Annotated in this window: 17 protein-coding genes; 8 read left to right on the top strand and 9 right to left on the bottom strand. The window is 65.5% G+C overall.

The annotated features are described in order from the left end of the window. Positions 1-21: 21 nt before the first annotated feature. Both CI15_RS30645 and CI15_RS30640 read left to right on the top strand, forming a co-directional pair. A complete protein-coding gene (locus CI15_RS30645; RefSeq protein WP_062135943.1) occupies positions 22-1,338 on the top strand; it encodes an MFS transporter in 1,317 nt (438 codons plus the stop codon). Positions 1,339-1,507: 169 nt separating this feature from the next. Then, entirely contained in the window at positions 1,508-1,774 is a 267-nt protein-coding gene (locus CI15_RS30640) for a hypothetical protein (protein WP_062135940.1), read from the top strand. 44 nt (positions 1,775-1,818) lie between these two features. On the opposite strand, the gene CI15_RS30635 is transcribed toward CI15_RS30640, so the two are convergent. Genes CI15_RS30635 through CI15_RS30625 form a run of 3 tightly spaced genes read right to left on the bottom strand, consistent with a single transcriptional unit; the run spans position 1,819 to position 4,219 of the window. Next, positions 1,819-3,192 carry an ATP-binding protein gene (locus CI15_RS30635; RefSeq protein ID WP_062135938.1) on the bottom strand — a complete coding sequence of 458 codons (1,374 nt, stop codon included), beginning with the start codon at positions 3,190-3,192 and terminating at the stop codon, positions 1,819-1,821. Continuing rightward, on the bottom strand, positions 3,189-3,902 hold the full coding sequence (locus CI15_RS30630) for a response regulator (protein ID WP_062135935.1): 714 nt from the start codon (positions 3,900-3,902) through the stop codon (positions 3,189-3,191). The genes CI15_RS30635 and CI15_RS30630 overlap by 4 nt, the downstream gene beginning before the upstream one ends. Before the next feature lie 26 nt (positions 3,903-3,928). Next, positions 3,929-4,219 carry an EF-hand domain-containing protein gene (locus tag CI15_RS30625; protein WP_062135932.1) on the bottom strand — a complete coding sequence of 97 codons (291 nt, stop codon included), beginning with the start codon at positions 4,217-4,219 and terminating at the stop codon, positions 3,929-3,931. A 250-nt stretch (positions 4,220-4,469) separates the two neighbouring features. On the opposite strand from CI15_RS30625, the gene CI15_RS30620 reads away from it, so the two are divergent. Together CI15_RS30620 and CI15_RS30615 are read left to right on the top strand one after the other, a co-directional pair. Continuing rightward, complete coding sequence (locus CI15_RS30620) at positions 4,470-4,691, top strand: hypothetical protein (RefSeq protein ID WP_241495990.1); 222 nt, start codon at positions 4,470-4,472, stop codon at positions 4,689-4,691. Positions 4,692-4,981: 290 nt separating this feature from the next. After that, positions 4,982-5,221, top strand: coding sequence for a hypothetical protein (locus CI15_RS30615; RefSeq protein WP_062135929.1), 240 nt, complete (start codon positions 4,982-4,984; stop codon positions 5,219-5,221). Positions 5,222-5,244: 23 nt separating this feature from the next. Here CI15_RS30615 and CI15_RS30610 read toward each other — a convergent pair whose 3' ends face one another. Next, the gene (locus CI15_RS30610) at positions 5,245-6,495 is read right to left on the bottom strand and encodes an arsenic transporter (protein ID WP_062135925.1); all 1,251 of its coding nucleotides are present in this window, start codon (positions 6,493-6,495) and stop codon (positions 5,245-5,247) included. 220 nt (positions 6,496-6,715) lie between these two features. On the opposite strand from CI15_RS30610, the gene CI15_RS30605 reads away from it, so the two are divergent. The 3 genes from CI15_RS30605 to CI15_RS30595 all read left to right on the top strand — a co-directional run bounded on the left by CI15_RS30605 (position 6,716) and on the right by CI15_RS30595 (position 8,597). Next, the gene (locus CI15_RS30605; RefSeq protein WP_062135922.1) at positions 6,716-7,279 is read left to right on the top strand and encodes a cytochrome b; all 564 of its coding nucleotides are present in this window, start codon (positions 6,716-6,718) and stop codon (positions 7,277-7,279) included. 112 nt (positions 7,280-7,391) lie between these two features. Continuing rightward, complete coding sequence (locus CI15_RS30600; RefSeq protein WP_062135919.1) at positions 7,392-7,967, top strand: YceI family protein; 576 nt, start codon at positions 7,392-7,394, stop codon at positions 7,965-7,967. A 48-nt stretch (positions 7,968-8,015) separates the two neighbouring features. Further along, entirely contained in the window at positions 8,016-8,597 is a 582-nt protein-coding gene (locus tag CI15_RS30595; protein ID WP_062135918.1) for a YceI family protein, read from the top strand. 40 nt (positions 8,598-8,637) lie between these two features. Here the strand turns inward: CI15_RS30595 and CI15_RS30590 are convergent, their stop codons facing one another. Beyond that, positions 8,638-10,230: an EAL domain-containing protein gene (locus tag CI15_RS30590; protein ID WP_062135915.1), complete on the bottom strand. Its 1,593-nt coding sequence runs from the start codon at positions 10,228-10,230 to the stop codon at positions 8,638-8,640. A 271-nt stretch (positions 10,231-10,501) separates the two neighbouring features. Between CI15_RS30590 and dinB the strand changes: the two genes are divergently transcribed. Next, entirely contained in the window at positions 10,502-11,668 is a 1,167-nt protein-coding gene (dinB, locus tag CI15_RS30585; RefSeq protein WP_062135913.1) for a DNA polymerase IV, read from the top strand. Here the strand turns inward: dinB and CI15_RS30580 are convergent. From CI15_RS30580 to CI15_RS30565, 4 genes are all read right to left on the bottom strand, one after another. After that, on the bottom strand, positions 11,635-13,113 hold the full coding sequence (locus CI15_RS30580; protein WP_062135910.1) for a heavy metal sensor histidine kinase: 1,479 nt from the start codon (positions 13,111-13,113) through the stop codon (positions 11,635-11,637). The two genes, dinB and CI15_RS30580, sit on opposite strands and share 34 nt — an antisense overlap. Next, on the bottom strand, positions 13,110-13,796 hold the full coding sequence (locus tag CI15_RS30575) for a heavy metal response regulator transcription factor (RefSeq protein WP_062135907.1): 687 nt from the start codon (positions 13,794-13,796) through the stop codon (positions 13,110-13,112). The genes CI15_RS30580 and CI15_RS30575 overlap by 4 nt, the downstream gene beginning before the upstream one ends. Before the next feature lie 89 nt (positions 13,797-13,885). Continuing rightward, on the bottom strand, positions 13,886-15,406 hold the full coding sequence (locus CI15_RS30570; RefSeq protein ID WP_062135904.1) for an efflux transporter outer membrane subunit: 1,521 nt from the start codon (positions 15,404-15,406) through the stop codon (positions 13,886-13,888). Next, complete coding sequence (locus tag CI15_RS30565) at positions 15,406-16,638, bottom strand: efflux RND transporter periplasmic adaptor subunit (protein WP_062135901.1); 1,233 nt, start codon at positions 16,636-16,638, stop codon at positions 15,406-15,408. The genes CI15_RS30570 and CI15_RS30565 overlap by 1 nt, the downstream gene beginning before the upstream one ends. Positions 16,639-16,642 lie beyond the last annotated feature (4 nt).

Below are 16,642 nucleotides of genomic sequence, written 5' to 3'. Positions count from 1 at the left end.
ATCGATCAGAGGGGAGCAGCAATGAACGGAAACCCGACGCCCTCGCCGGCGATGGTGCGAAAAGTCGTGATTGCCTCGGTACTCGGCAATGCGTTCGAATGGTTCGACTTCGCGATTTACGGCCTCTTCGCCGTGCTGATCGCGAAGCTGTTTTTCCCGGGCGGCAACGACTTCGCGTCGATGCTGCTCACGCTCGCGACGTTCGGCGTCGGTTTCGCGGTACGTCCGCTCGGTGGCGTGCTGCTCGGTTTGTATGGCGATCGCGTGGGCCGCAAGAAGGCGCTGTCGATGACGATCGTGCTGATGTCGATCGGCACCGGCATGATCGGTCTGTTGCCGACCTATGCGGCGATCGGCATTGCGGCGCCGATCCTGATGGTGCTCGCGCGGCTGATCCAGGGCTTCTCGGTCGGCGGCGAATTCAGCGGCGCGACGACGATGCTGGTCGAGTTCGCGCCCGCGAACCGGCGTGGCTTTTACGGCAGCTTCCAGATGTGCTCGCAGGCGCTCGCGTTTTCGCTCGGCGCGCTGGTCGCCTACCTGCTCACCGTCAACCTCGCGCCGCACGATCTCGAGTCGTGGGGCTGGCGTCTGCCGTTCCTGCTCGGCATCCTGATCGGGCCGGTCGGCTGGCTGATCCGCTCGACCGTCGACGAATCGCCGGAATTTCTCGCCTACGCGAGCGAGGTACGGCGCGGCAAGATCAAGCCGGTGAATACGCCATTGCGCACGGTGTTCCGCGACTATCCGCGCGCGGTGCTCGGCAGCATCGGCATGTCGGTGGTCGGCACCGTCTCGGCCTACGTGTTCGTGTTCTTCCTGCCGATCTTCGCGAAGAAGCAACTCGGCATGTCGGCCGCCGACGTGAACCTGAGCACCTTCATCGGCACCGCGATCATTCTCGTGTTCTGCCCGCTCGCCGGCTATCTGTCGGACCGCTTTGGCCGCAAGGCCGTGCTGCTGCCCGCGATCGTCGCGTACGGCATCGCCTCGTACGTGCTGTTCAGGCAACTCGTCGAGGTGCCGACGTTCGGCTCGCTGCTCGCGGTGCAGATCGGCGTGTCGTGCCTGATGAGCTTCTTCTGGGGCCCGACGCCGATCGTGCTGACCGAAGTGTTCCCCGTCAGCGTTCGTTCGACCGGCGCCGCCGTCACGTACAACCTCGCGGTGCTGATTTTCGGCGGCCTCGCGCCGTTCGTGAACACGTGGCTCGTGCACGTGAGCGGCAGCAATCTCGCGCCGATCTACTACGTGCAGGCGAGCGTGGTGATCGGCATCATCGGCGTGCTGGTATTGCCGTCGGCGGCCCGCCGCACGGTGCCTGGATTCGCGACCTGAGCGCCAAGCAGAAATTGCGCGGCCTGGAATGGCATATATTGTTGGTAAGGAGGGGTACCCGCAACGGCGCGGCTCGATCTGCACGAGCCGCGCGGGTGCGGGTAAGATGCCGGGCGTGGCACCTGCCGCGACCGCTTTCGATGCCGCCTTACTTGCCACGAGAACCATCATGCCTGTCCAACACGACGAAGCCCCCGGCGCTCACGACGCGACGCACAAGCCGAAGCGCAAGACGCTGTCCCTTTCGGTGCGCAATCTCCTGATGGTCGCCATTGGCGTCGTGATGTTCGCGATCGTGGCGGGCGTCGTGCTTTACAACCCGATCATGTACGGCGACGAGATCCCGAACTTCGGCATCATCCTGATGCTGACGGTGCCGGTGATCGCGGGCGTCGCGTTTCGCGTCGGACTCGACGCGTGGCTCGATCGGGAGTGAGCGGCAGGAACGGCACGCCCTCACGTCATTACGTCATTACGTCATTAAGCCGCCTTGAGCGGCAACACGACCCACACTTCGAGGCCGCCGCCGTCGCGCGCATGAAACTGCAGGCCGCCGCCGTGCAGCCGCGCGATCCGCTCGACGATCGACAGGCCCAGCCCCGTGCCGCCGCTGTGCGCACGCGCATTGCGGCCGCGCTGGAACGGCGCCTTCAGCTTCTCCAACTCCACGGCCGTCAAGCCCTTGCCGCGATCGCCGACCGCGACCGTCACCGCGTCCTGCGTCGCCCACGTGCGCACCGCCAGCCCGCTGCCGCCATAGACGATCGCGTTCTGCATCAGGTTCATCAGCAGCCGCATCATGCTGATCGGCCGGTAACGCACGGCCGGCAAGCTGCCGAGCGACAACTCGAACTCGTGCCCGAGCCCCGCGAAGTCGCCCGCGAGCCGCTCGATCAGCGCGTTCAGATCGCCGGGCTGCGCCTCCTCGCGCTCGCCGCTGCCCGCGTAATCCATGAACTGCTGCAGGATCGTCTCGATCTGATCGAGATACGATTCGGCGGCGATCACGAAGCTGCTGTCGGCACCCTGCGGCATGGCCATGGCCATCGACAGGCGCAGCTTCGTCAGCGGCGTGCGGATGTCGTGCGAGATGCCCGCGAGCATCAACGCGCGCGTCGATTCAGCCTCCTGTAACGCCTGCGTCATCTGATTGAAAGCGCTGCCCACCGCGGCGATTTCGGCGGGGCCGTCGGTCGGCAGCGGCGCGGGCATCTCGCCGGCACTGACGCGGCGTGCCGCCTGGGTCAGCTCGTGCAACGGCTCGTTCAGATGCAGCTGGATCGCGTAGCCGGCAAGCGCGGCAAGCACGCCGAGACCCAACGACAGAAAGATCGCCGCTTCGAGGCCGCTGCCCTGCGCGTCCTCGGGAACCGGCAACGCGATCCAGTAGGGCGCGCCCGGAGTGGATTGCGCCGCCGGGTCGGGGCCGGCGGCCGGCGCGTGCATGCGAATCCACAGGCGCTGCCCGCCCTCGGTCTGCCAGCGCGCGGGCATATCGGCGGGCAGGTGTTTTTGCAGGCTGTCGAGAAACACGCCGCGCTGGTAGGCGCTATACGAATGCAACAGATCACGCGGCGGCCTGTCGGTCGCTTCGGGCGGCAACTGCTCGCGCGCGTCGAGACGCGCGCTCAGCGCCGCGCGCGAGGCGGGCGGGGTCGTCGCGAGCAGGTTGTCGAGCGTGGTGACGTAGGTCGCGAACACGGCCGCCGCGCGCTCGACGCGGGGCCGCTGCACATAGTGCAGCAGCACGATGATCGAGCAGATCTGGCTCAGCATCACGAGCGCGATCAACAGCGCGATGTTGCGCGCGAGCAGCGTGCGCGGCAGCAGGATGCGCGACAGCGAGCGCGTCATGACTCGACGTCGGCGGCGAGCATATAGCCGACGCCCCACACCGTGCGAATGAAACGCGGCTTGGTGGGATCGTCCTCGACGATCTGCCGCAGCCGCAGCACCTGCACGTCGATACTGCGATCGAGCGCGTCGTGATCGCGGCCGCGCGCACGCGCGAGCAGATTGTCGCGGCTCACCGCGCGATTCGGCGACGAGGCGAGCGCCACCAGCAGCAGCATCTGCGCCGAATGAATCTCGAGCGGCTCGCCCGCGCGCGATAGCTCCTGCTTGCCGACGTCGAGCGTGAAGTCGCCGAAGCGCACGCGTTGCGAAGTGACCGTGGGGTCGCCCGCGGCCATCTTCTGGCGGCGCAGCAGCGCGTTGATGCGCGCCACCAGTTCGCGCGGCAGGAACGGCTTCGCCAGGTAATCGTCGGCGCCGGTCTCGAGCCCGGTCACGCGGTCGAGCGGATCGCCCTTCGCGGTCAGCATCAGGATCGGCAAGGTCTGCCCTTGCGCGCGCAGCTTCGCGCAGATTTCGAGGCCGTTCTCTTCGCCGATCATCAGATCGAGTATCAGCAGATCGAACGGCTCGCGTTCGAGATAACGATTGAGACGCTTGCTGTCTTCGGCCGCGCGCACGTCGAAACCATGACCGCGCAGAAAGCGCAGCAGCATGTTGCGCAACTCGGCTTCGTCGTCGAGCACGATGATCCTGGCCGGGCGTTCCATGCGAAAGCTCCTCGATATTGCGCCGCTCAGTGCGCGGCCGCGCGTTCCTGCATGAACGCCTCGATCTGCGGCAGCGTGATGTAGCCGGCTTTCTGCGTGTCGATTTCGTCGAAATGACGCGCGACCATCGGCATGGCAGCCGCCTGCTCGCGGGTGAGCTTGCCGTCGTGTGTGGCGTTCGCGTTGGCAAAGCGCGTTTGCAGCTGCTGCTCCATCTGCGCCATGCGCTGCTGGCTGATACCTTGCGGCGCGGCGGCCTGAGCGAACGTGACGGTGGACGCGCAGCACAGCACCACGGTGGCGAGCAACTTCTTCATGACTGACTCCTTCGGTTGGGCCATCGTCCGTCGCCTGCCTGGGTGCCGCGATCCGTTTCGATGACAGGCCGAATTCTTGGTCAGACGCCGCGCAATCGCAATTCAAGAATCATGTCGGCCGATGTCACGGCGCCGAGCGCGCCACGGCATCGTGACATCGAATGAAATGAGTTTGCGTTTCCGTTTTGCGAGCCTGCTGCGTATCGTTCGGTCTGCCGCCTGTCGGCCCTCAACGTCTCAGGAGTCCCAAATGACCATCCGTCTCGCCTGCGCCTCGACTTTCACCGCCATCGGTCTTGCCTGTTCTTCCGCCGCCTACGCCCGAGTGGTCGTGTATCTGCCGGCCAACGTGGTGTACGCGCCGCCGCCGCGACCGATCTACTACCCGGTGCAGATCAATCCCATGTATGTCTCGGCGCCACCGCTCACCGTGCCGGTGGCCGCCTCGACCATCGTCGCCGCACCGCGTTGACTGCGCGCCAAGGCCGGCCAGGCACACCGTTGACTCAGCATAGGACATGAGTTTCTCGCGCACGCCTGGTGAATTCCCGTTGTCCCGTTGAAAGCCGGGAGCCGCGCGTAAAGCTTGCATGGAACTGCCGTTTCTTACCATCCCGGACCGCGCCCGGGGGCGCGCACCATGCGGCCCTATGCGCCATGACGGCTGATATCGACTACATATAGGCGGGATGGAACGGAGATTGCTCCCGCTCTGGGGTCCGCGCGCCGATTCCGTCTCTTCTCTTTTCCTGGACCTTTGCGATGAGCTACCTAGATATCGACAGGGAAATTGCCCACCTCGAAGCCGTCTTCCACGTGCTGTCCGCGCGCGACCGTTTTCCGCTGTCGTACTGGCAGCGCCGGCTGCATGCGCTGAATCTTTCGTCGATGGTGCCCGTGCAACGCGAACGGGTCGCCCACCTCGAAGCGACGCTGCGCTCGGTCGGCGCGCGGCTCGACAAGGCCGGCGCGACGCGCCTCGGAGCTGCCAGCCCGCGCTGATAACGGCGGCGTCGAACCGCCGCTCAGCCCGTCAGAACCCGTGCCCCCAGCGCCAGCACGAGCGCGGGCACCATCACGAGCACGCCGACCTTCAGGAACTTCATGAAGCTGACGTCTTCGCCTTCGCGGCGGATCGCGTTGAGCCACAGGATCGTCGCGAGCGAGCCGGTGATCGACAGGTTCGGCCCGAGGTCGACGCCGATCAGCAGCGCATCGACCACGCGCTCGGGGCTATGCGCCTGCATCACGGTCGAGCTCGCGATCAGCCCGGCCGGCAGGTTGTTGATCAGATTGCTGAGGAACGCGATGCTCGTGCCGGCCCATCCGGCCGCGGCCATTTCGTTGTGTTCGGTCGCGCGCCGCAGCTCGCCCGCGAACGTGCTGATCACGCCGGTGTGATCGAGCATCTCGACCAGCACGAACAGCCCGGCGACGAGCGGCAGCACGCTCCACGAAATCTCGCGGATCATCGGCAGCGGCGATTTGCGCTCCTTGATCAGCACGACGAGCGCGGTCAAGGTGCCGAGGATCGCGGTCGGCAAACCGAGCTGGATGTCGTAGGCGGAGACCGTCAGCAACGCGCCGGCCGTCACCGCGATGCCCGCGAGCGCGACGCGCCCGCTCGCCGACAGCTCGACCGCTTCGAGGTTCGCCGCGCAAACGCCGGAGAGCGCCTCGCGCTGCGTCCAGCGCAGCATCACGAAGGTCGCGGCGATCGACAGCACCGAAGGTAACGTAAAGCGCAACATCCACGGTCCCAGCGGCGGCGTGTGATTGCCATACAGCACGATGTTGGCCGGATTCGAAATCGGCAGCACGAAGCTCGCCGCATTGGCGACGAACGCGCAGACGAACAGCAGCGGCAGCGGCGGCGTCTTCGCTTTTTTCGCCGCCGCGAACACGGCGGGTGTCAGCACCACGGCGGTGGCGTCGTTGGAAAGGAACGCGGTGATGACGACGCCGAACAGATACACGAGCACGAACAGCTTGCGGGGCGAGCTGCGCGCATGATTGACGGCGAGCACCGCGACCCAGTCGAACAGTCCTTCGCGGCGGCCCACTTCGGACAGCAGCATCATGCCGAACAGGAACAGATAGACGTCGGTACCCTTACCGATCGCTTCGAACGCGAGATGCAAGGGCAACAGGCCGAGCGCGACGAGCAGCAGCGCACCGGCGACGGCCCACACGGCTTCGGGCCATTTGAACGGCCGCGTGATGACGCCGGCGGTGGCGAGCGCGGCGATGCCCCAGGAAAGAAAAACGGAATTCACGGCTCAAGCCCGGATAATGAGTTAAGTTGATGATTGCGCGAGGCGCGCGCAAGCGGCTTGTTCGGGGCCACAAGTTACCACAGCGCCCCCTGCCTTTCGACTCGATTAACGTCACGCTGACAACAATCTGTTCTCGCGCACCCGCCTATTCACTTTCAATTGACATCCCTACTATCCGCATTTCCACGCGGCTTCTCGCGAGCAACGGATAGAGAACACAATGCAGAGACAGGCTTTTGTTCCCGCGCGCTACCACGGCGCGGCCATCGCGCTGCACTGGCTGGTCGCGGCACTGATGATCTGCGGCTTCTATATCGGCTGGATCATGACCGATATCCCCGGCTTCACGCCGACGAAGCTCAGGTACTTCTCGTGGCACAAATGGATCGGCGTCACCGTGTTCGCACTCGCGCTGGTGCGCGTGCTGTGGCGCGCGACCCACCGCGCGCCCGCACTCGATACCGCCACACCGAGATGGCAGAAGGCCGCCGCGCATCTGGTGCACGGTCTGCTGTATCTGCTGATGCTCGCGATCCCGCTGTCCGGCTACTTCTATAGCTCGGCGGCCGGCATTCAGGTCGTGTATCTGGGCATCGTGCCGCTGCCGACTATCATCGGTCCCGATCAGGCGCTGAAGGCCACGCTGCGCACGCTGCACGTGCTGCTCAACTACACCTTGCTCGCGCTCGTGATCATGCACGTGCTCGCGGCGCTCAAGCATCAGTTCGTCGATCGCGATGGATTGCTCGCGCGCATGGTGCCGTTTCTGAAGACCCGCGCATAGCGATATGACGGCTTCAGGAAAGCCCCCCCGCCGATTGGCTACGACTGGTTGGCAATCTAATTCTTCGCGGTGTGCAATCAGACCGCGTGGCTCGGATAGGATGCGTACCATCATGAAGACACCCTTTTATCACTCCGCTCATCGCGCAACGCTCGCCTCTCTCGCGGCACTCGCGCTCTTCGGCGCGAACCTCGCGCACGCCGACGTCGACCTCGCGAAAAGCAGCGTCATCGCGACGACCAAACAGATGAACGTGCCCGTCGACGGCAAGTTCAAAAAGTTCTCCGCGCAACTGAATTTCGATCCGGCGAAGCCGGCCGCGGGCAGCGCGAACGTGTCGATCGACACCGCGAGCTACGACCTCGGCGCCGACGACTACAACAAGCAGGCGCAAGGCAAGGAATGGTTCGACAGCGGCGCCTTCCCGTCCGCGACCTTCGTGTCGAGCTCGATCGCGCCGGCCGGCGGCAACCAGTACAAGGTGACCGGCAAGCTGACGATCAAGGGCAAATCGCAAACGGTCGTCGTGCCGGTCGTGATCGCGAGCCAGGGCGCCACGCAAACCTTCGACGGCGCGCTGCCGATCAAGCGCACGCAGTTCGACGTCGGCACCGGCGAATGGAAAGACACGTCGGTCGTCGCCGACGAAGTCGTCATCAAATTTCATCTGGTCGCGGCGAAGAAATAACGCACAACGCGGCCGCACCGCTTTACTTATCGACCTCTGGAGTCCACCTTGAAGAAATCCTTCCTGCTCGCCGCCGGCGCGCTCGCCGCTGCATTGTCGTTTAACGCGATGGCCGCCGCCGAAACCTACCAGCTCGATCCGACGCACACGTCGCCGAGTTTCGAGGCCGACCACTTCGGCGGCCTGTCGATCTGGCGCGGCAAGTTCAAGAAAGCCACCGGCACGGTCGTGCTCGATCGCGCGGCGAAGACCGGCACGGTCGACGCGACGATCGACCTGAGCTCGGTCGGCATCGGCAACGACAAGCTCAACGAGGAACTGGTCGGCGACAAGTTCTTCGACACCGCGAAGTACCCGACCGCAGTCTACAAGGGCACGCAGGTCCGCTTCGAAGGCGACAAGCCGGTCGAAGTGATCGGCACGCTGACGATGCACGGCATCACGAAGCCGGTGAACCTGAAGATCGAATCGTTCAAGTGCATCCAGCACCCGGTGCTGAAGCGCGAAGTGTGCGGCACCGAATCGACCGCCACGTTCAACCGCGACGATTTCGGCATCGACTTCGGCAAGGCGTACGGCTTCAACATGAAGACCACGCTGAATATCCAGGCCGAAGGCATCAAGCAGTAACTGCCTCGCCCGCACCCGGCCGGCATGGCCGGGTGACGAACTACTGGATCGCGGGCTGCGCCGGCGCGTGCGACGCGTGGCGCGCCTCGAGCCACGCGATCAGCTCCGCGCGACGCATGGCCTTCGCAAACAGCCAGCCCTGCCCGTACTGAACACCCCGGCGCACCAGATACTCGGCCTGCTCGGTGCGTTCGATCCCTTCCGCCACGATTTCCACACCCAGTTCGTGCGCCATATCGATGATATGCGGCGCAACGATGCTCGACGCCGCCTCCTGTGCGATGGTGTCGACGAACGATTTGTCGATCTTCAGAACGTCGATCATGAAGGTGTGCAAATAGGCGAGGCTCGAATAGCCGGTGCCGAAATCGTCGATATAGATCGGGTGGCCGGCGCTCCTGAAGGCCGCCAGCGTCTTGCGGGTTGCATCGGCATTCAGGAAGCTGCGCTCCGTCGCTTCGATCCTGATCTGGGCAGGACGTATGCCCGTCCCAGCCAGTTTCGCGGTGATCCGCTCCAGCAAGCGCGACGTGCACAGGTCGTCACCGCTCACGTTCATCGAGACATAGAACGACGGCCGCGCAAGCAATAGCCCAGTCAACTCGTCGAGGAGTTTGTCCAGCACGAGGTCGGTCAACGGCTGGATCAGGCCATGCTGCTCGGCCAACGCAATGAAGATATTCGGCGAAATGTCGCGTCCGTTCAGCTTCCATCGGGACAGCGCTTCGACGCCGACGCATTCGCCGTTCGCGAGACGGACGATCGGTTGATAGACGACATCGATGTCTTTCTGCGCAATCGCCCATTCGAGCGAGGCCTGGAACGACACTTGCCGCGAGATCCGTTTGAACGCGAACCAGCCCAGCGCGGCGCCCGTGGCGACGCCGACCGACAGCCACAGCGCCAGCAGACCGGGCCAGTCCCTCAGCAGGCTGGTGCGCCGGCCCTTGACGACGACGCCCAACGAGCGGGGCGCCGAAACCGCCACCACGTAGTTCCACTCGTCGCTTTCGACGCGCCCCGCCCGCCGCCATGCATTGAGCATATCGTCGGGATCCGCCCCGGGCGACAGCGCGACGATCGTGTTCAGTCTGGTGTTGATCGTCGCGATCGGCCTTCCCGCCGGATCGATCACATCGACGAACGACTGCGGATCGATCGACACGTACTGGCCGTCGCGCCCGACCTGGATATCCTCGCGCACCTCGCTGAGCGGATTCCTGTGCTGGAACCAGATCAGAAAGCCGTCGTTGCTGCGCCAACGCGGCGGCGGCAAAACGATGTCCTGAGTCCGAACGTCGCCGAACAGCGGCGAGCAAAGATAGCGCCCGTCGGTGTAGGCGCCGGCATCGCGAACGTAGCGGTAGTTGAAAACCACGTGGGCAGCCCGTTGCAGGTATTCGGGCGAACACGGCGGCGCGCGCACGGAGTGCAGCTCCGCGATTGCGGCGACGGCCTGATAGGTGACGAGATCGGCGCGCATCAGGGCCTTCGCCGCAAATTCCCGCAAACTGTCCTGCTCGCGGCGCATGACGTAATCGCTCGCGATATAGATGCTGATCAGTACCGGCAGCACCGTTGCGGCGCAGCCGAGTGCGATATACGCCGAAATCAGCGACACTCGCTTGATCATCTGTCGAGCCCAGTGATGAACGGTCGCGGCGAAACCGGCCGGGAGCGGCCGCGGCCCGCCATGGACCCGGCGCGCGTGCGACGGATGCCAGTGTCAAGGATAGTTTCTGGACCCGCTTTTTCAACTTTGCGTTGAACGCCACGCGTGCGATCGCCGCAGGCGCCCCTGACCCGCCGCGCGCGCGGCAAGGTACCATGACGGGCTGGCGCCGTTGCAGCGCGCGCCGCCCAAGCCCTAGCCCTCGCTCATCGCCATCGCCCGCGTCAACCCCATGAATTCGCCACTCCGCCGCATCGCGCACCTCGACATGGACGCGTTTTATGCGTCCGTCGAACTGCTGCGCTATCCGGAGCTGCGCGGCCGCGCGGTGGTGATCGGCGGCGGGCGCAACAGCGTGCCGCAGGTGCTCGAAGACGGCAGCAAACGCTTTGCGAAGCTGCGCGATTACGCGGGCCGCGGCGTCGTGACCACCTCGACCTACGAGGCGCGCGCGCTCGGCGTGTTTTCGGCGATGGGCATGATGAAGGCCGCCGCGCTCGCGCCCGACGCGATCCTGCTGCCGACCGACTTCGATTCGTACCGCCACTACTCGCGCCTCTTCAAGGCGGCGGTCAGGGCCTTCACGGAGCGCATCGAAGACCGCGGCATCGACGAGATCTATATCGATCTGACCGAGGTGCCGGGAGAAGCGGCCGACATCGGACGACGCATCAAGGAAGCCGTGCATCAGGCCACCGGTCTCACGTGCTCGATCTGCGTCGCGCCGAACAAGCTGCTCGCGAAGATCGGCTCCGAACTGGACAAGCCCGACGGCCTGACGATCCTGACACCGGCCGACATACCGCTGCGCGTGTGGCCGCTGCCGGTGCGCAAGGTCAACGGCATCGGCCCGAAGGCCGCGGAGAAGCTGACCGCGCTCGGCCTCGCGACGGTCGGCGATCTGGCCGCCGCCGATGCCGGCCTGTTGCAGGACAACTTCGGGCGCAGCTATTCCGCGTGGCTGATGCAGGTCGCGCAGGGTCACGACGAGCGGCCGGTGGTGGTCGAATCGGAGCCGAAGTCGATCAGCCGCGAGACCACGTTCGAGCGCGATCTGCATCCGCGTCATGATCGGCCCGCGTTATCGAGCGCGTTTACCGGGTTGTGCGTGCGCGTCGCCGACGATCTCGTGCGCAAGGGCTATGTGGGCCGCACGATCGGCATCAAGCTGCGTTACGACGATTTCCGCACCGTCACGCGCGACCTGACGCTCGACGAACCGACCGCCGACGCGACCGAAATCCGTCGCGCGGCGACCGAATGTTTGCGACGCGTGGAGTTGAACCGCAAGCTGCGGTTATTGGGCGTGCGCATCAGCGCGCTGAGCTCGGCGAGCGAACAGGCACTGAAACCGCGCCTGCCGGTTCAGGCCGACTTGCCTTTTGCGAGCGACGAATAAGCGGTATCGCTGCTGACACCGGTCGCATTCGCGCTCGCGCGCATGGCCGGCGCGCCGCCCGAAGTGGACAGCGCCGACGCCGCCACCGAAAACGAGAACGTGTTGACGCCGTTGGCGCTGTGCGCGGACACGGTGCCGCGATGCATCTCCGCGATCGCCTTCACGATCGCGAGCCCGAGCCCGTGGTTTTCACGGCTATTGGTGCGCGAGACTTCCGCGCGATAGAAGCGGTCGAACAGATGTTCGAGGACGTCCGGCGCGATCGGCTCGCCCGGATTCGCCACGGCCACGCGCAACTGGTCACGCAACGGCCCCTCTCCGCGCGCGATCGTCACGCTGATCGACGCGCCCGGCTCGCAATGCTGGATCGCGTTCATCAGCAGGTTCGTGCACGCGCGGCCGAACAGCGACCGGTTCACGCGCGCAAGGGCATCGCCCTCCAGGTGCGCATGCACGCGCGCCTCTTCGAGCGGGATCTCCAGAAATTCCAGCGTATGCGCGACTTCCGCCGCGAGCGACACCTCGATGAGCCCCGTCGCGCGTTCGCCCTGATCGGCGCGCGCGAGGAACAGCATGTCGTTGATGATCGCGCGCATCCGCTCGAACTCTTCCAGATTCGATTGCAGCGTGTGGCGCAGATCCTCGACCGAGCGATTGCGCGTGAGCGCGACCTCGGTCTGGCCGATCAGGATCGTGACCGGCGTGCGCAGTTCGTGCGCGACGTCCGCATTGAACGATTCGAGGCGCCCGTAAGCGCCGTCGAGCCGTTCGAGCGCGCCGTTGAACGAGTTCGCCAGATCGTTCAGCTCGTGCGGCAACGACGCGGTGTTCAGGCGCTGCGAGCGATTGTTCGGACTGACCGCCGAGGCGTCGCGCGTCAGGCGTGTGAGCGGTGCGAGACCGATGCGCGTGACCGAGTAGCTGAGCAGCAGCACCGCGAGAGAGCCGAGCGCGGACAGCGCCGCGAGCGCGGAGCCGAACACGCGCATCGTGCGCAGGTTCGGCGAATAGCTCGCCGCGACCTGCAACTGCACGGGCGGCCGCCCGGCGTTGGCGGGCAACGTCACCGTCGAGGTCAGCATATCGGGGCCGCCGCCCGCCGGCGTAATGCGCGCGTAGCCGCCGGACCAGCTCTTCGTGACGGTGCCCTCGACCGGCGTGCCGAAGTGATAGCTCGGGTCCTCGCTCGTCACCGAGTACACGGTGCTGCTGTCGTGCGGCGTCATGACGGTGAGCTTTTCGCGGGCCATTCGCCATTTCTCGGGCGTCACCGCGTGATAGACCAGGATGCGCGCGATCTGCGTGCGATCGTCGAGCGACTCGCGCAGATGATGTTCGAGCTGCGTGCGCAGCACCAGAAAGAGCCCGCTGCCGACCAGCGTAAACACGAACAGCGCCACCAGCGCGAACATCGACGCAAGACGGCGGGCAATCGAGCGGTTCATGATGCTTCAGCCTCTTCGCGCACTTCGAGCACGTAGCCCATGCCGCGCACCGTGTGCAGCAGCTTCGACGGAAACGGACCGTCGAGCTTCGCGCGCAGCCGCTTGATCGCGGTTTCGACGACGTTCGTGTGGCTGTCGAAATTGACGTCCCACACGAGCTCGGTAATCGCGGTCTTCGACAGGATGTCGCCCTGACGGCGCGCGAGCACGCTCAACAGTTGAAACTCTTTCGCGGTGAGGTCGAGGCGCACGCCGTCGCGCGTCGCGCGGCGGCCGATCAGATCGACGAACAGATCGCCGACGGAAATCAGGGTGGACTCCTGCGAACGCGTGCGGCGCGCGAGCGCATGCAGACGCTCGACGAGTTCGAGGAACGAGAACGGTTTGGTCAGGTAGTCGTCGGCGCCTTCGCGCAGACCGCGCACGCGGTCGTTCACGTGATCGCGCGCGGTCAGCATGATGACCGGCGTCGACTTGCGCATGCGCAGCGCCTTCAGCACGCTGAAGCCGTCACGCTTGGGCAGCATCACGTCGAGGACGATCACGTCATAGTCGAATTCGGTGGCCAGATGCATGCCTTCCTCGCCGTCGAGCGCGACGTCGACGACCCAGCCCTGCTCTGTCAAACCGGAGCGCAGGTAGTCCACTACCTTGTGCTCGTCTTCAACTATCAGCAATTTCATCCTTGTCCCCTGTGCCTCTGCATTATACGAAACGCCCCTAACTCCTCGCGTCGATCCCATTACCTCGGCATGGAAGCTCGGCTAGCGCTTCAGCGTGCTGGAGCCGGCGCCTCCGTCTGCGGCACGTTGGCCTCGTTCGCGGCCATTGCACCGCCTTGCGCACCGCCATCCCAGCCGCCACCGAGCGCCTTCACGAGCGCCACCGACAGCGTCAACTGCTGGCCGTGAATCTGCACGTCGGTCCGCTCGCTCGTCAGCAGCGACTCCTGCGCGTCGATCACGTTCAGATACGCGACGAGCCCGCCCGAATATCGATCGTTCGCGAGCGACAGCAGCCGCTGCGCATCCTCGACCGCCTCGCGCGACTGCTTCGCCGCGCCGTCGAGCACCGACAGCCCGGTGATGCCGTCCTGCACCTGCTGGAACGCGGTCAACACCGTTTGCCGATAGTTCGCCTCGGTGGCCGTGTAGCCCTCGCTCGCGAACTTGACGTTGGCCGCGCGCCGCCCGCCGTCGAAGATCACCTGACTGACCGCCGCGCCGAGCGTCCACATCAGCGTCGGCGCGCTCAGCAGATTGGCGAACTCGGTGCTCTCCCAGCCGATGCCCGGCGTCAGCGTGAGGCTCGGGAAGTACGCCGCCTTGGCCACGCCGATCTGCGCGTTGGCGGCCGCCATCGCGCGTTCCGCCGACGCGACGTCGGGGCGCCGTTGCAGCACGTCGCTCGGCAAGCCGAGCGGCACGGTCGGTGGCCTGATGTCGAGCACCTTCGGCTCGATCGCGAACTGCGGGGCCGGCACGCCGACCAGCGCGGCGATCGCATGCTCGAACTGCGCGCGCTGATTGAGCAGCAGTTGCGCCTGCACGCGCGTGGCATCGAGCTGCGACTTCTGCTGTAGCACGTCGAGGCCCGATACCGAGCCCAGATCGTGCTCGGTGTTCACGTAATCGAGCGCCTTCTGCTGCAGCTTCACCGACTGGTTCAGCACGTCGATCTCGTTGTCGAGCTCGCGCAGCGAGAAGTAGTCGGTGGCGAGGTCGGTCGTCAGCACGAGGCGCGCGTTCGCGAGATCGTCCGCGGACTGCTCGGCCGATGCCTTCGCCCCTTCGACCTGACGACGGATGCGGCCGAACAGATCGGTGTCGTAGTTGATCGTCGGCCCGAGCTGGATGTTGTTCTGCACCGTCGATTGGGTCGGCGTCCCGTAGTTCGTCAGCGGCCGGTCGTGCGAAATACGGAAGCGCGACCCCTGGGCGTTGAAATCGACTTCCGGCACACGCTGCGCGCTGGTGTTCGCGAGCGTCGCCTTCGCCTGCTCGTAGTGCGCGCTCGCCGCGACGAGCGTCTGGTTCTGCGCGAGCGCCTGGGTTTCGAGCGTCGCGAGCGTCGGATCGGCAAAGCCCGTCCACCAGTCCGGCGCGATCGGCGCGTGCGACGGGGTCGCGACGCGCCAGAACGAATCGGTGTGCCATTCGGGCGGCACCTCGGCCTGCGGCCGCTGATAGTCCGGGCCGACCGTGCAGGCGGCGAGCAGCGCCGCGCCCGCGCAAGCGGTTAGCGCGGTGAAGACGGTGCCACGCGTCAGTGCCTGGCGTGAAGCCGCGAACATCACGACGCCCCCTTGCCGTTCTTCTGCTGGGACTGAGGCTGCACCTTCACGTGATCGCCATCGGCGATCGAATCGCTCGGGTTGATGATGACGCGATCGGTCGGGTCGATACCGCTTTCGATTTCGAGCTGCTGACCGAGGTCCTGCGCGATCACGACCTTGTGGAGGCTCACGACGCCCTTCGCATCGACGACCGCGAGGCGCGGCCCCTCGGCGCGGAACAGCAGCGCGTTGCCGGGCACCGTGAGGCGCGCATGCGCGGCGGCCGGCACCGCGACCTGCACGTAGGCGCCGGGGCGCAGCTTGTCGTCGGGATTCGGCAGCGTCACTTCGATCTGCAACGAACGGGTGGGCACGTCGATCGCGCCGGACATGTGCGTGATCGTGCCGTTGAACTGCTGGCCGGGCAACTCGGCCTGCGTGACGACGACCTTCTGCCCGACCGTGACGTTCTGCGCATACGCCTGCGGCAATTGCACATAGACGCGCAACGGGTCCGACTGCGCGAGCGCGAACAGGGCCCGGCTCGTGCCGCTGCCCGCATCGATCAGATCGCCGACGTCGACATTGCGCTGCGTGACCACGCCGGTGAAGGGCGCCACGATCCGCTTGAACGATTCGAGCTGCTGCAGCCGCTTGACGTTCGCATCGGCGGCGGCCAGGTTCGCGAGATCCTGGGTGTACGTGCTTTGCCGTTCGTCGAGTTCCTGTTGCGAGACCGCATCGCGTTGGCGCAACTGCTGCCAGCGCTCCAGCGAGCTCTTCGCAAGCGCGAGGCTCGAATTGATCTGCTGACGTTGCGCGAGGGCCTGCGCGAGTTCCTGATCGATTTCCGGCGTATCGAGTTCAGCGAGCAATTGCCCCTGCTTCACACGGGCGCCGATATCGGCGTACCAGTGCAACAGATAGCCGGTGGCGCGCGCATAGATCGGCGACTCGACATAGCCGCGCAACGTGCCCGGCAGCAACGTGTTGCCGCTGCCGTCGGTCTGCGTCGGCGTGACGATGTTCACGTACTGCGTGGCGTTCTGCTGCGCGGTCGCCGTGACTTCGCGGTTTTGCATCACGTTCGCGATCACGGTGCGCAGCGTGCCGACCACGAGCAGCACGAACACGATCACAACCGCGATCTTCGCGCGCTTCCATTCGCGCTGGCGCGGCGGCAGCTGGTGCTCTCCCTGTTCGGTTTCCCGCGCGGGGATCGCTAGCGATGCATGAGTTTTTTCGGTCATCTCA

Source organism: Paraburkholderia monticola (assembly GCF_001580545.1).
In the GTDB taxonomy this organism is placed as follows: domain Bacteria; phylum Pseudomonadota; class Gammaproteobacteria; order Burkholderiales; family Burkholderiaceae; genus Paraburkholderia; species Paraburkholderia monticola.
This window is presented reverse-complemented; position numbering and strand designations above follow the sequence as displayed.

Bases quoted from the DNA above. Each gene is read 5' to 3' on its own strand.
- CI15_RS30645 (WP_062135943.1), top strand. From the start codon at position 22: ATGAACGGAAACCCGACGCCCTCGCCGGCGATGGTGCGAAAAGTCGTG.
- CI15_RS30640 (WP_062135940.1), top strand. From the start codon at position 1,508: ATGCCTGTCCAACACGACGAAGCCCCCGGCGCTCACGACGCGACGCAC.
- CI15_RS30635 (WP_062135938.1), bottom strand. From the start codon at position 3,192: ATGACGCGCTCGCTGTCGCGCATCCTGCTGCCGCGCACGCTGCTCGCG.
- CI15_RS30630 (WP_062135935.1), bottom strand. From the start codon at position 3,902: ATGGAACGCCCGGCCAGGATCATCGTGCTCGACGACGAAGCCGAGTTG.
- CI15_RS30625 (WP_062135932.1), bottom strand. From the start codon at position 4,219: ATGAAGAAGTTGCTCGCCACCGTGGTGCTGTGCTGCGCGTCCACCGTC.
- CI15_RS30620 (WP_241495990.1), top strand. From the start codon at position 4,470: ATGACCATCCGTCTCGCCTGCGCCTCGACTTTCACCGCCATCGGTCTT.
- CI15_RS30615 (WP_062135929.1), top strand. From the start codon at position 4,982: ATGAGCTACCTAGATATCGACAGGGAAATTGCCCACCTCGAAGCCGTC.
- CI15_RS30605 (WP_062135922.1), top strand. From the start codon at position 6,716: ATGCAGAGACAGGCTTTTGTTCCCGCGCGCTACCACGGCGCGGCCATC.
- CI15_RS30600 (WP_062135919.1), top strand. From the start codon at position 7,392: ATGAAGACACCCTTTTATCACTCCGCTCATCGCGCAACGCTCGCCTCT.
- CI15_RS30590 (WP_062135915.1), bottom strand. From the start codon at position 10,230: ATGATCAAGCGAGTGTCGCTGATTTCGGCGTATATCGCACTCGGCTGC.
- dinB (WP_062135913.1), top strand. From the start codon at position 10,502: ATGAATTCGCCACTCCGCCGCATCGCGCACCTCGACATGGACGCGTTT.
- CI15_RS30580 (WP_062135910.1), bottom strand. From the start codon at position 13,113: ATGAACCGCTCGATTGCCCGCCGTCTTGCGTCGATGTTCGCGCTGGTG.
- CI15_RS30575 (WP_062135907.1), bottom strand. From the start codon at position 13,796: ATGAAATTGCTGATAGTTGAAGACGAGCACAAGGTAGTGGACTACCTG.
- CI15_RS30570 (WP_062135904.1), bottom strand. From the start codon at position 15,406: ATGTTCGCGGCTTCACGCCAGGCACTGACGCGTGGCACCGTCTTCACC.
- CI15_RS30565 (WP_062135901.1), bottom strand. From the start codon at position 16,638: ATGACCGAAAAAACTCATGCATCGCTAGCGATCCCCGCGCGGGAAACC.